The organism is Loktanella salsilacus, assembly GCF_900114485.1.
GTDB classification, from domain to species: domain Bacteria; phylum Pseudomonadota; class Alphaproteobacteria; order Rhodobacterales; family Rhodobacteraceae; genus Loktanella; species Loktanella salsilacus.
This window is the reverse complement of the sequence record NZ_FOTF01000006.1, coordinates 168,298-181,148: the sequence shown is the minus strand read 5'-3', so window position 1 is coordinate 181,148 and position 12,851 is coordinate 168,298. Positions and strand designations below refer to the sequence as shown.

Below are 12,851 nucleotides of genomic sequence, written 5' to 3'. Positions count from 1 at the left end.
CTTTCGTTCAGTGATCGTGGCGGTCATACCACCGCCACGGCAAAGGTCAACGCAGGCTGGCGTTACGCACTTGCTGGCGGCTGGACTGCGGGGGTGCCGTCCTCGGCCCCCTCTGGCGGGCGCAAGGCGATGATCCGGGTGTCCGGCACGCCGCGCATATCGGCCGGATCGGACAGCATCTTGAACTCTCCGTTCGGCAAAATACGCGCGACCAGATGGGACGCAGGCCGCTTGTCGATCCAGTGTTGCAGCGTGAACTCTTCGGTCAGGCGGGTAATGCGGAACGTCCAGCCTTGGTTCACAAGGCGGTTCATTTCGTCAAAGGTCGCGCCATGGGCAAAGGTGCGCCCGCCCAGCGTCGCAGGCAGCGCATGCCGCGCCGAGTCGGTCTTGGTGCGGGCGACCTGAAACACGCTTTCGCGGCCAAATTCCGGCGCAAGGTCGGTGGCAACCAGCGTATTATAGGCGTCGTTGTCCGTCGCCGCGAGCAACGTGGCGTAGCTGACCAGTTCTAACCGCTGCTCTGCCCCCTCGGACAAAATATCGCCAGAGAATGTCGCAATCCCCGCCGCCCGCGCCGCGCGCAGGTGGCCAAAGTTGGGATCGGTCATCAGCACTGGCACCTCTGCCTTGATCAAGGCCTCTGCCAGTGCAGTCGTCCACGTCGATCCGCCGATGATCACAACGCCCGGATTGCCTGCGCCTGTGAGGCCGAGGAATTGCGCGAAAGGTTTCAGCGTAAAGCCATGCAGCACCACCGTCGCCGCGACCAGCACAAAGGCCAGCGGGCTAATCAGGGCTGCATCCTCGAACCCCAGCGCCAGCAGACGTTCGGCGAACAGCCCCGCCACCGCAACCAGAACAACGCCGCGCGGGCCGGTAAAGGCGATCAACACCTGTTCGCGCCACGGAATGCCCGAACCCCAAAGCGAGGCGAAGACAGTCACGGGGCGCGCGACGAAAATAATCAAACCGACAAAGATAACAGAGCGCCATGTCAGCAGTCCCAGCGCCCCAAAATCAAGGTTCGCCGCCAGCAGGATAAACACGCCCGACACCAGCAGGATCGTCGCGTGTTCCTTGAAACGGCGCAACTCTTCGTAGGATGGCAAGTTTGCATTCGCGATCACGATACCCATCACCGTTACAGCCAGCAGCCCGCTTTCGTGCAGCACCGCGTCCGAAATTCCAAAGATCCCCAGCAGCAAAGCAAACAGGATCGACACCTTCATATATTCCGGCACCCAGCCGCGCCGGAACGCAGCCGCAAGGCCGTAGCCCGCCGCCAGACCAAGCGCGAGGGCAAAGCCGATTCCGACCCCTAATTCCCAGATTGCGCCGCCAATGGTTTCAGCTGTGTTAATGACCAAGACAACTTCGAAGGCCAAAACGGCAGCCATGGCGCCGATGGGATCGTTAACGATCGCCTCCCATTGCAACAACTGGGATGGGCGGCGCGACAGACGCGCCGTGCGCAGCAAGGGCGCGATCACGGTGGGGCCTGTGACGATGAGAATGCCGCCAAAGACCCACGACGAAGACCACGTGAGCCCCGCGCCATAGTGCAATGTTAACATTGACAAAACCCACCCGAGCGGTGCGCCGATAAAGACGAGCCGCCGCACGCCGACCGCCGCATCCAGCAGCTGGTGAAAGTTCAGCGTCAAGCCACCCTCGAACAGGATAATTGCCACAGCAATCGCGATGATGGGCCCCATCAGCGGGCCAATGTCGCGTGCCGGATCAAAGATGCCCAGGACGGGCCCAATCACAATCCCGGCGACAAGCATCAAAACGATAGCGGGCATGCGCAAACGCCACGCAAGCCATTGCGATCCCACACCAAGTCCGCCGACAAGCGCGATTGCAATAACGGGGCTTAGCGCGCCGGGAACGGTCTCAATGGCCATCGGTGACTCCTGGTGGAACGTCTGTACCGCCGATCAGGCGGGTGTGTTCTTGGATTGCGAAACGGTCTGTCATGCCAGCGATGTAGTCCGCTACAATTCTTGCCAAGGCTTCATCGCTCTGCGCCTCGGCCACTTCTTTGCGCCACTGCTTTGGCAGCTCGCCCGGATTGTGCAAATAGAATGGGAATAGCTCGTCAATCATATGCGTGACCGCATGGCGCATTTCGACGACGGCCGGGGCGCGATACATGCGTTCAAACAAGAACTTACGGATCACTTTTAAATCTTTCCACAGCGCAGGAGAGAACTGGATCATCATCCGCCCGGCGTTGCGAATATCAGCCACCGTCGCAGGGTTGAAATCCGCCAAATTTTTGCGGCTGACGTCAATCACATCCTCGACCAGCACACCAAAGAACCGGCGCAGCGCCTCGTGGCGGCGGCGGTAATAGTTCAAGCCGGGATAAAGCGCGTCGACGCGGGCAAAACAGTCCTTGAGGATTGGCATCTCAGCCAGCTCGTCGGTGCTAAACAGTTCTGCACGAAGACCGTCGTGTAAGTCATGGTTATTATACGCAATATCATCTGAAAGGGCCGCGACCTGCGCCTCTGCGCTGGCATGGGTGTCCAGCTCTAGATCATGGCGCTGGTTGTAGGCGGTCAGCGCCCATGGATAGGGTTTTGGCACCGGGCCATTGTGCTTGGCGATGCCTTCCAGCGTCTCCCACGTCAGGTTCAGACCGTCCCATTCGGCGTAGTGCCGTTCCAGATCAGTCACAATCCGTAGCGCCTGCGCATTGTGGTCAAAACCGCCGTAAGGCTGCATGAGGCGGTCAAGCGCCTCCTCTCCGGTGTGGCCAAAGGGGGTGTGGCCAAGGTCGTGGGCCAGCGCGACAGCCTCTGTCAGCTCTGCGTTCAGGTCCAACGCGGCGGCGACGGTGCGGGCGACCTGCGCGACCTCGATCGAGTGGGTCAGGCGCGTGCGGAAATAATCGCCTTCATGTTCGATAAACACTTGGGTCTTATGCTTCAGCCTGCGGAACGCGCTTGCGTGGATGATCCGGTCCCGATCCCGTTGAAAGGGCGAGCGAAAATGACTTTCCTCTTCCGGGTAAAGCCGTCCGCGTGCGGTGGCGGGATCTGTCGCATATGGGGCTGCCATGATGTTGCCTGCTTGTGACCTGTGCCTGTCCTTCCTATATTGAATGGAACCGCTGACCGATAGGTGCAACATGCTGACCCTGCCCCCAACCGTGACCCCCCGTGCCTTTGAACGGCTCGCCGAAATTGGCGCGTCTTCGCAGGGCAAGGCCCTGCGCGTTGCCGTCGAAGGTGGCGGATGTTCCGGATTTCAATACGAAATCGCGCTGGATGACGCGACAGACGACGACCTAAAGCTAGAAGCCAGCGGCGAAACTGTGGTGATCGATTCTGTATCGCTGCCCTTCCTTGCCTCGGCCGTGATCGACTTTACCGAAGAATTAATTGGCGCACGTTTCGTGATCCAGAACCCGAATGCGACGTCGTCCTGCGGGTGCGGGACGTCATTTTCAATGTGATGTGATGCGACATCGTGGAACTATCTTTCACGCCATAATGTTGTTACAGTAATAACTGACCAGACGGAGACCGCCATGACTGCCATCATCGCCATCACCATTCTTGCCGGAATCGCAGCTGCTGCCGCAGCAGGCCAGGTTGCAGAGCAGCCGGTGCGCATCCCGGTTCGCGTGCGCGACGACCGCTGATCTTGTGCCGCGCCGTCGCCACCGTTAGCGTGGCGAAAAATTGGGGCGGCTTATGAAAATTGCGACTTTCAACATTAATGGCGTCAAAGCACGTATCGAAGAGCTGACGACATGGCTGCAAGACAGCGCCCCTGATGTGGCGCTGCTGCAGGAAATCAAATCCGTCGACGACGGCTTTCCCCGACAAATCATCGAAGACCTTGGCTATAATGTTGAGACCCACGGACAAAAGGGGTTCAACGGCGTCGCCATTTTGTCCAAGCTTCCGCTGGAAGACGTCACTCGCGGGCTGCCCGGTGACGACGAAGACGAGCAAGCCCGCTGGATCGAGGCGACGGTCGTCGGCGACGTCGCGGTGCGGCTGTGCGGGTTGTATCTGCCGAACGGCAATCCTGCACCCGGGCCAAAGTTTGACTACAAACTTGCCTGGATGGACCGGCTTCACGCCCGCGCCAAGGACCTGCTGACGCAGGAAATGCCCGCTTTGATGGCGGGCGACTATAATATTATTCCGCAGGCCGAAGACGCCGCCCGCCCCGATGCGTGGCGCGAGGATGCCCTGTTTCGCCCTGACAGCCGCGCCGCGTTTCGCCGGATCGTAAACCTTGGGTTCACCGAAGGATTCCGCGCCCGCACCAGTGGGCCGGGGCATTATTCTTTTTGGGATTATCAGGCGGGTGCGTGGAACAAAAACGACGGCATCCGCATTGATCACATACTGATGACACCGCAATGCGCCGACCTGATGCGCGATTGCTATATCGAAAAAGACCTGCGCGGGCGGGAAAAACCGAGTGATCATGTCCCTGTTTGGGTCGACCTAGCGGCATAGGATAAGCTTTGCACCGTAAGTTATTGTTTTTCATATATCTTACGGTCGCAGCGGCACCTGCACAGGCGCAATGCCGTATGGCAGCAGCCGGGGCCTGCGTGTCAGTCCCGGTTAAAAAATCGCCGCCTCCGGTCACGATTGGAGAGGTCATTCAAAAGGGCCAATATTCCATGGTCATGGATGCCCGCTGGTACGGCCTGCCACCTGCGCAGGATGGCTGGGTGTATTTCAGGATAGAACGGGACGTCTACCGCGTGGACTATGTCACCATGACTGTGCTGGAACGCGCCACAGCAGAGACGGGCCGCAACTGGCCCTAAGCCGTTGCGTCATAACCGTAAAGCCAGTCCATCCGGCCAATGAAGGCCCCCGGCGCGACGAGCCCCAACCCCTTTAGTCCCAGATGCGCGACCCGGCGGCGCGCGCCGCGCAGGTGGTAGTTTCCGGCATTGGCACTGGCGGCTGTAATCGCACGGCGCACGCGGGGTTGGCGCAACGCTTGGTACCGCGGCAGGCCAGCAGCTAACCCATGCAGCGCAAGCTGGCGCGCCAGAACCGCAGCGTCTTCTAATGCCAGATTTGCCCCCTGCGCCAAAAAGGGCAGCGTTGGATGGGCAGCGTCACCGACGAGGGCGACGCGGTCCGTCACCCACACCGGCGCGACGGGATGCTGGAACAAGCCCCAAAGGTTCGGATTTTCAACCTGCATCAGGATGTATTGCAACGCACCGCAGCCGTCAGAAAAAGCCTCGCGCAGATGCGCGGGCTCGTCCGGGTGGTGCCAGCCTTCGTCGGCCCAGTCGCTGCGTTCTTGCACGGCCACGATATTCAGCCGCCCGCCGGGCAGCGGATAGGTCACGACGTGGCGGCGCGGCAGCATCCAGATGCGGGCCTCAGGCGCGGCCTCTGCCTTGATCACAGCACGCCAAGCGACTTGGCCGGTAAATTTGGGCGCAGCAGAGCCGTTAAGCATGCCCCGCGTCACAGACCGGATGCCGTCAGCCCCGATGACCAAATCAGCCTCTGGCAGGTCTTCGGCGCAGTGGTTCAGCACGATCTGGACACCGCGCCGGTGGCAGGCCGTCGCGAGCATATCGATAAGATCGGACCGCGCGACAAAGTGGTACGCCGGGTCCTGCGCGGACAGATCAAAGCGCGTGACTGCGCGCCCTGTTAGCCCGTCCATCGGCACCACGGCCTGGGCGGGCAAACCGGCAGCCTCCAGCGCCTCGGTCAAGCCAAGCCAGTTCAGAACACGCGCGCCGTTGGGGGTGATTTGCAGACCTGCGCCGACCTCTGCAATTGCGGGGGCCTGTTCGTAAACAACAACGCTGGCCCCCTGCATCGCAAGGGCCAGCGCCGTGGACAATCCGCCTATGCCGCCGCCAATGACGGCGACATGGGAATGGGCAATCATCTGATCAGTCGTCGCGGTGCACTTTTTCGCGGCGCTCATGGCGTTCCTGCGCTTCTAGCGACATCGTGGCGATGGGACGTGCGTCCAGACGCTTCAGGCTGATCGGCTCGCCGGTCATAGAGCAGTAGCCAAATTCGCCTTCGTCGATGCGGCGCAGGGCGGCGTCGATCTTGGACACCAGCTTGCGCTGACGATCGCGGGTGCGCAGTTCAAGCGACCGATCCGTTTCTTCAGAGGCGCGGTCGGCCACGTCAGGAATGTTACGGGTCTGATCCTTCATACCGGCGACGGTGTCGCGGGTGTCTTCCATCAGGTCGGATTTCCAGTTGAGCAGTTTGCGTCGGAAATATTCGACCTGACGCTCGTTCATGAATGGCTCGTCTTCGGCCGGCGTATAATTGTCCGGCAGGAAGGTCTCTGCTTTCATATTGGTGTCCCCACTTGCGCCAGATACTTTAACGGCGGTAACTCCGGACATCTGGCAAACTCCCCTAGATTGGCGTCCGTTTACCCCCATCGGGCGAGTCTGTCACCCCCCTAAACAGCAGTGATACATACCAATTCGATCTAAAATTAACCCTTGGTAAACTAGGAATAACACTTGCCCCCCGCAGGGCAACACCACACCCTGCGCCAAAGACAGGAGATGCGAATGACCCAAGCCTTTACTGGCACCGACGCCTATGTCGCGACCGATGATCTGACGATGGCCGTGAATGCGGCGATCACCTTGCAGCGCCCTTTGCTGGTTAAGGGCGAGCCCGGCACCGGCAAGACAGAGCTGGCGCGACAAGTCAGCGCAGCACTGAATATGCCGATGATCGAATGGCACATCAAATCCACGACCCGCGCGCAGCAGGGCCTGTATGAATACGACGCCGTCAGCCGGCTGCGCGATAGCCAGCTTGGCGACGAACGCGTCAATGACGTCGCCAACTATATCAAACGCGGCAAACTGTGGCAGGCCTTTACGGCCAAACAGCGGTCCGTGCTGCTGATCGACGAGATCGACAAGGCCGATATCGAATTTCCGAACGATCTGCTGCAAGAGCTCGACCGGATGGAATTCCACGTCTACGAAACAGGCGAGACGGTGCGCGCCGCCGTGCGGCCCATCGTGATCATCACGTCCAACAACGAAAAGGAACTGCCAGACGCCTTTTTGCGGCGCTGCTTTTTCCACTACATCCGTTTTCCTGACATCGACACGATGCGCAAAATTGTCGCCGTGCATCATCCGGGGATCAAAGATGCCCTGCTGACGACCGCTTTGACGCAGTTTTACGAGTTGCGCGACACGGCAGGGTTGAAGAAAAAGCCGTCCACGTCAGAGGTGCTGGACTGGCTCAAACTGCTGCTGGCAGAGGACCTTTCGCCAGAGGATCTGCGGCGCGATTCGAAAAACGCCCTGCCCCGTTTGCATGGCGCGCTGCTGAAAAATGAACAGGATGTTCATTTGTTTGAACGCCTTGCGTTTATGGCCCGCAGCGCCCGCTAAGACCGATAGATACGGTGCGCCCTGCCCGCGGGGCGCACAAATCACCGCGCCTTTGCCGCAAGCTCTGCTATCAATGAGGCAAGAATCGGTGCCGTGGACTCGATTCGCGACTGCGGTCCGGCCTTACGAAAGCCGCCCTTAAGCGTAATTCCACGGCAATGCCGCAATCTAGGCGCGAAGATAACGCAGTCCTGCTGCACACAGGATTTGTACGTAAAGAGGAGAGCGATTTTGACTCAGGCACATTTGCTGCCCGCTATGCGCTGTTGTTTGGTGACACTGGTAGCTGCTTCTGCGCGGCCCGCCGGTTTGTATTGCAATAACAGCGATGCGGGGGCGACGGCATCATGAACCGCGCGTCTACCTTTATGATGGCGGCGCTGCTGGCGTCTTGCTCTCCTGCTCCTGCGGCCCCGCCGACACGCGGCGCGACCGCCAGTGCGCTGCCAGCGATGCGCGGGTTCACAGACAACTATGTCGTGCCAGTCACGCGCAATAATCCCGAAATGGGACAGGACTTTTTGGACCTGTCGTTTCGCCTAGAAAGCGGCCGCGCTATCGCGGCCATGTCGCGTTTTGAGGGACCGATCAGCGTCCGCGTCGCACCGGGGGCGCCAGCCACACTGATCGCTGATCTAGAATCGTTGCTGGGCCGTTTGCGCAAAGAGGCGGCGATCCCGATTAGTCGCACCGATCAGGCCGATGCCAATATCATCGTGCAGACCGTGCCGCAAAAAGCCTTGCAGCGCGCGGTGCCGAATGCGGCCTGTTTCGTTGTGCCAAATGTGCGCAACTGGGACGAATACCTTGCCATGCGCAAGACCAGCGCCGTCGACTGGACCGCGCTGCAGACCCGTACAAAGGCTGCGATCTTTATCCCCGCCGAAGCAGCTCCGCAGGAAATCCGCGATTGCCTGCACGAAGAATTGGCCCAAGCGCTGGGGCCACTCAACGATCTGTACCGCCTGCCCGACTCGGTCTTTAATGACGACAACATTCACGCCGTTCTGACCGGTTTTGACATGTTGATCCTGCGCGCGACCTATGCGCCCGAAATGCACAGCGGCATGAGCCGGCAGCAAGCATCAGACGTGATTGCGCCAGTGCTGGCGCGGCTGAACCCGGCGGGCCAGCGCGGCGGCACCGGAGTCTTTCCAGACACATCGCGCGAATGGATTTCCGCGATTGAAGCGGCGCTAACCAATGCCTCTGCTGGGACGCGGCGTCAGTCGGCAGAGCGCGCCGTGAATATGGCGCAGCAATTCAGGTGGGGCGGCACCCGCGAAGGGTTCTCTTATTACGCGATGGGCCGTTTGCAGGTTGGCGTGAATGCATCCGCTGCGCTGGCCGCGTTTAACCGGGCCGACCAGATCTATAGCACCTCGCCATCGCTGCAAATTCACCGCGCCCATATCGCGGTGCAAAAGGCCGCTTTCACCCTATCTGCGGGCGATGCGGCAGGCACGATTAGCCTTGTCGACAGCGCTATTCCTATCGCACAGCGCCACCACAACGCTGCCCTGCTTGCGTTTTTGATGATGTTCAAAGCCGAGGCGCTGGACATGCAAGGTGACAGTGTCGCAGCCGAAGCGGTGCGGGTGGACAGTCTGGGATGGGCGCGATACGGCTTTGGCAGTGATGCAAATGTGCGCGCTCGCCTGGCGGAAGTCCGCGGGCTGCGCCCCTAGAGACAAAGGCGCAACCCGATGATCTTTCCCCTTGGCGGTATCATTATTGGTGCCCTGATCGGCGCAATCCGCGCGAAAAAGCGCGGCGGCACGGTCATGGATATGCTGCAATGGGGCACGGCCTTTGCGGTTATGCTGGGCATTGTCGGGCTGTTCGTGCTGGTTTTCATGCAGCGCGCCGCCGTCGCCTAGATGTTCCTGCGGTTCTTTGACAATCTGCGCAACCACGGTGTGCCGGTGTCGATCCGCGAGTTTCTGGCGTTCCTTGAGGGGATGAAAGCGGGCCTTGCGACCTATGATGTCGACGCGTTTTATCACCTTGGCCGCACGATCATGGTCAAGGATGAACGCCACATCGACCGCTATGATCGCGCCTTTGCCGCCAGCTTTGCCGGGTTAGAGGCAATCAGCGATCAACAGGTCATGGACGCCGTCGATATTCCCGCCGATTGGCTGGAAAAGCTGGCGGAAAAGCACCTGACCCCCGAAGAAAAGGCCGAAATCGAAGCGACCGGCGGCTTTGACGCGTTGATGGAGCGGCTCAAGCAGCGGCTGGCCGAGCAAAAAGAGCGCCATCAGGGCGGCAGCAAATGGGTTGGGACAGCGGGCACATCCCCCTTTGGCGCCTATGGTTACAATCCAGAAGGCGTGCGGATCGGCCAGAACGAGAGCCGGCATCAGCGCGCTGTGAAAGTCTGGGACAAACGCGAATTCCGCGATCTGGACGACACCGTCGATCTTGGCACTCGCAACATTAAAGTCGCGTTAAAGCGCCTGCGCAAATGGGCGCGGGACGGCGCGGAAGAAGAGCTTGATCTGGACGGCACGATCCAAAAGACGGCCGAACATGGCTATCTGGACGTGCAAACCCGGCCAGAGCGGCGCAATGCGGTTAAGGTGCTGCTATTCTTAGACATTGGCGGCAGCATGGACCCGCACGTCAAGGTGGTGGAAGAGTTGTTCAGCGCCGCCCGCGCTGAATTCAAGCACATGCAGCACTTCTATTTCCACAACTGCCTGTATGAAGGCGTGTGGACCGACAACCGCCGCCGTTGGAACGCGCAGACGCCAACCTGGGATGTGCTGCGCAAGTATGGCTCTGATTACAAATGCATTTTCGTCGGCGACGCCAGCATGTCGCCCTATGAAATTGCCAGCCCCGGCGGCGCGAATGAACATTGGAACGCCGAGGCAGGTGCGGTCTGGCTGGACCGTGCGCGCCAGCAATGGCCCGCCCATGTCTGGATCAATCCCCTGCCCGAACACTATTGGGGCCACACCCAATCGATCCAGATGATCCAGCAGCTCTTTGGTCCCGGCCGGATGCAGCCCATGACCCTTGGCGGTATTGGCGCTGCGATGAAGTTGTTGACCTAAGCTGCGGCGGACTTAACCTGTTGTTGCGTTCTATACTGGCATGATCAGAACGATCAGGCCGCGCACATGGATAGTATCATGATGATCCGCCACCTTTGGCAGCATAACCGAACAGCCTTGATCGCTTTTGCCATTGCCGTGGTGGCGCTGCTGTACTTTGGGTTTCAGACGCTATCGCAGGCGCTGTATTGGAACGATCCTGCGCACCGCGATCAGGCGCTCGCGGGGTGGATGACGCCGCGCTATGTCGCCCAATCCTACCACATCCCGCCAGAGGTGTTTGTTCCCGCGCTATTTCTGGACCCCGCGCAAAAACCGCGCCGCAAATCGCTGGACGCGATTGCCAAAGAAAATGGCGTGACGCTGGACGACTTGCAGGTGCGTATCGACGCGGCTGTCACAGATTGGCGCAACGCCCTGGTAGAGCGCGAGAGATGAGCGATCTCGCCCTTGCCCTGATCGCCGATTACGGCGTGCCGATCCTGTTTTGCGTGACCTTCCTGTCCTGCCTCGCGCTGCCTGTGCCGTCGTCCTTGCTGATGCTGGCATCTGGCGGCTTTGCCCAGACCGGGGACTTGTCGCTGATGGCGGTGATGATCGCAGCCTTTTCCGGCGCGGTACTGGGGGACAACAGCGGCTATTGGCTGGCGCGCGGCATGGGAACGCGGCTCAGCGACTGGTTGGCTGCGCGGCCCAAACGCGCAGCGATGCATCGCAAGGGGCAGGCCTTTATGAACCGCTGGGGCGGGTCGAGCGTGTTCTTCTCGTGCTGGTTGGTGGCACCGCTGGGGCCGTATATCAATTATGTCAGCGGGTTGACGCAGTTTTCGTGGCTGCGTTTTGCGCTGTGGGGCATTGCCGGGGAAATCGTCTGGGTCAGCCTTTATGTTGGGCTGGGCTATAGTTTCGCGGACCGGGTTGCTGAACTTACGTCTTTGATGGGCAATGTGTCGGGATTGATCCTTGCGCTAGCGGCAGTAACACTGCTGGGGCTGTGGCTGCTGCGCGCGCGGCATAAGGCGGTGATGGCTACGGATTGACGCAAGGTGCCATGATGCCTTGGCAATTGCGCTGCTGTGCCCCCATATGGGTAACATGCTCAAGTTTACCCCCATCCTGCTCGCCCTTGCTTACGGCCTTGCGCTGTACCACTTTTCTGCGTGGCGCACGCGGCGAGAGCTTGACGGTGCATCCACCGAACTGGCTGATCCGCGCCTGCGCGCCTTGACGGACCGGATGGCGCAGGCGCTGGATATCAAACGGATCAAGGTGCACATTTACGAGGTCGCGATGGTGAACGGCCTTGCCGCGCCGGATGGCCGCATCTTCATCACGCGCGGGTTCTTTGATCGCTACCGCGCAGGCGAAGTCACGGCAGAGGAGCTGGCCAGCGTGATCGCGCACGAACTGGGGCACGTCGCCCTTGGCCATTCGCGCCGCCGCATGACCGATTTCGCCGCGCAAAACGCGATGCGCACGGCGATTGCGATGGTGCTGAACCGGTTTTTGCCGGGCATTGGCGGCTGGATCGGCAACGGGCTGATGGCGCTGCTTGCCGCGCGGCTGTCGCGCGCGGACGAGTTTGAGGCGGATGCCTATGCCTCTGCCCTACTTGTGAAATGCGGGATCGGCACAGCGCCGCAGCAGTCGTTATTTCACAAGCTAGAGCACCTGACCGGAACCGCAGGTAAAGGCACGCCTGCTTGGATGCTGAGCCATCCCAAAACCGCCCTGCGCATTGCCGCCATCCAGCAGAACGAGGCGCGCTGGAACGCGTAACGCCGGCAATTTTTCGGCGAAAAATTGGAGTCTTCCGAATTTTCGACGAAAATTCGGCTACATTAGCCTTTTGCCAAAACGCGGCAGGCGGGCTTTTTTCATCAGCGCGCGGATGGTCCAAGGTTCGGGTGAGAGCCGGTTCGCCTCGGCCAAGACTTTGTGCGCGATATCGCTGACGACCTGAGGCGCTTCGTCATGCAGGCGCAGCAGAAATCCGTCGGGATCAGCGCGGAACAGGTCTTCTTCGGCCAGCAGATTGCCGGGAAAATCCTTGGCGTTCATGGTCAGGATTGCATCGCAATGTCCCGCAACAGCGGCAGCCAAAACGTGGATGTCATCCGCGTCCGGCAGCCACAGCCGCCGCAGCATACCGTCGTCCGGCGTCACAGAGGCACGGGGGAATTGGGCGGTCAGCGTCGCGATTTCGCCGCGGGCAAAGACTTCGGCCTCTGGTCCCAGTTTGACCGTCGCCCGCGCCCATTCTTCCAAGATGCGCGGCGACCAGCAGGGCTGAAACAGCCCTGCTGATGCGCAACCGATCAGCACTTCGCGCATCACGGTTGGATATAGAACGCAGGCGTCAAGAAGGACCTTCACAGGCA

15 protein-coding genes are annotated in these 12,851 nt (G+C 60.2%); 10 read left to right on the top strand and 5 right to left on the bottom strand.

All coding sequences use genetic code 11. The annotated features are described in order from the left end of the window. Nucleotides 1-62 precede the first annotated feature (62 nt). Both BM131_RS07250 and BM131_RS07245 read right to left on the bottom strand, forming a co-directional pair. Complete coding sequence (locus BM131_RS07250; protein WP_090187656.1) at nt 63-1,910, bottom strand: cation:proton antiporter; 1,848 nt, start codon at nt 1,908-1,910, stop codon at nt 63-65. Continuing rightward, complete coding sequence (locus BM131_RS07245) at nt 1,900-3,072, bottom strand: deoxyguanosinetriphosphate triphosphohydrolase (RefSeq protein WP_090187653.1); 1,173 nt, start codon at nt 3,070-3,072, stop codon at nt 1,900-1,902. Before BM131_RS07245 ends, BM131_RS07250 begins: the two co-directional genes overlap by 11 nt. A gap of 73 nt (nt 3,073-3,145) precedes the next feature. Between BM131_RS07245 and BM131_RS07240 the strand changes: the two genes are divergently transcribed. The 3 genes from BM131_RS07240 to BM131_RS19935 all read left to right on the top strand — a co-directional run bounded on the left by BM131_RS07240 (nt 3,146) and on the right by BM131_RS19935 (nt 4,810). Continuing rightward, a complete protein-coding gene (locus tag BM131_RS07240; RefSeq protein ID WP_090187785.1) occupies nt 3,146-3,469 on the top strand; it encodes a HesB/IscA family protein in 324 nt (107 codons plus the stop codon). 241 nt (nt 3,470-3,710) lie between these two features. After that, a complete protein-coding gene (gene xth / locus BM131_RS07235; RefSeq protein WP_090187651.1) occupies nt 3,711-4,490 on the top strand; it encodes an exodeoxyribonuclease III in 780 nt (259 codons plus the stop codon). 77 nt (nt 4,491-4,567) lie between these two features. Continuing rightward, nucleotides 4,568-4,810, top strand: coding sequence for a hypothetical protein (locus tag BM131_RS19935; RefSeq protein WP_139222595.1), 243 nt, complete (start codon nt 4,568-4,570; stop codon nt 4,808-4,810). On the opposite strand, the gene BM131_RS07230 is transcribed toward BM131_RS19935, so the two are convergent. Continuing rightward, nucleotides 4,807-5,946, bottom strand: a complete 1,140-nt coding sequence (locus BM131_RS07230; RefSeq protein WP_245754162.1) for an FAD-dependent oxidoreductase — start codon at nt 5,944-5,946, stop codon at nt 4,807-4,809. The genes BM131_RS19935 and BM131_RS07230 overlap by 4 nt on opposite strands. Continuing rightward, nucleotides 5,912-6,334 carry an RNA polymerase-binding protein DksA gene (dksA, locus tag BM131_RS07225; protein ID WP_090187648.1) on the bottom strand — a complete coding sequence of 141 codons (423 nt, stop codon included), beginning with the start codon at nt 6,332-6,334 and terminating at the stop codon, nt 5,912-5,914. Before dksA ends, BM131_RS07230 begins: the two co-directional genes overlap by 35 nt. Nucleotides 6,335-6,559: 225 nt before the next feature. On the opposite strand from dksA, the gene BM131_RS07220 reads away from it, so the two are divergent. The 7 genes from BM131_RS07220 (at nt 6,560) to BM131_RS07190 (ending at nt 12,249) form a co-directional block, all read left to right on the top strand. Then, nucleotides 6,560-7,405, top strand: coding sequence for an AAA family ATPase (locus BM131_RS07220; protein WP_090187646.1), 846 nt, complete (start codon nt 6,560-6,562; stop codon nt 7,403-7,405). A gap of 347 nt (nt 7,406-7,752) precedes the next feature. Then, nucleotides 7,753-9,093 (top strand): DUF2927 domain-containing protein, encoded by a 1,341-nt coding sequence (locus BM131_RS07215; protein WP_090187643.1) that lies wholly within the window; start codon nt 7,753-7,755, stop codon nt 9,091-9,093. Nucleotides 9,094-9,111: 18 nt separating this feature from the next. Then, nucleotides 9,112-9,285 carry a hypothetical protein gene (locus BM131_RS20235; RefSeq protein WP_175499214.1) on the top strand — a complete coding sequence of 58 codons (174 nt, stop codon included), beginning with the start codon at nt 9,112-9,114 and terminating at the stop codon, nt 9,283-9,285. Next, on the top strand, nt 9,286-10,470 hold the full coding sequence (locus tag BM131_RS07205) for a vWA domain-containing protein (protein ID WP_090187640.1): 1,185 nt from the start codon (nt 9,286-9,288) through the stop codon (nt 10,468-10,470). It abuts the gene before it with no gap. Between the two features lie 66 nt (nt 10,471-10,536). After that, entirely contained in the window at nt 10,537-10,908 is a 372-nt protein-coding gene (locus BM131_RS07200; protein ID WP_245754161.1) for a hypothetical protein, read from the top strand. Continuing rightward, on the top strand, nt 10,905-11,510 hold the full coding sequence (locus BM131_RS07195; protein ID WP_090187638.1) for a DedA family protein: 606 nt from the start codon (nt 10,905-10,907) through the stop codon (nt 11,508-11,510). Before BM131_RS07200 ends, BM131_RS07195 begins: the two co-directional genes overlap by 4 nt. A 55-nt stretch (nt 11,511-11,565) precedes the next feature. Continuing rightward, nucleotides 11,566-12,249 carry a M48 family metallopeptidase gene (locus tag BM131_RS07190; protein WP_090187774.1) on the top strand — a complete coding sequence of 228 codons (684 nt, stop codon included), beginning with the start codon at nt 11,566-11,568 and terminating at the stop codon, nt 12,247-12,249. A 57-nt stretch (nt 12,250-12,306) separates the two neighbouring features. Here the strand turns inward: BM131_RS07190 and BM131_RS07185 are convergent, their stop codons facing one another. After that, a complete protein-coding gene (locus BM131_RS07185) occupies nt 12,307-12,846 on the bottom strand; it encodes an RSP_2648 family PIN domain-containing protein (protein WP_090187635.1) in 540 nt (179 codons plus the stop codon). Between the last annotated feature and the right edge of the window lie 5 nt (nt 12,847-12,851).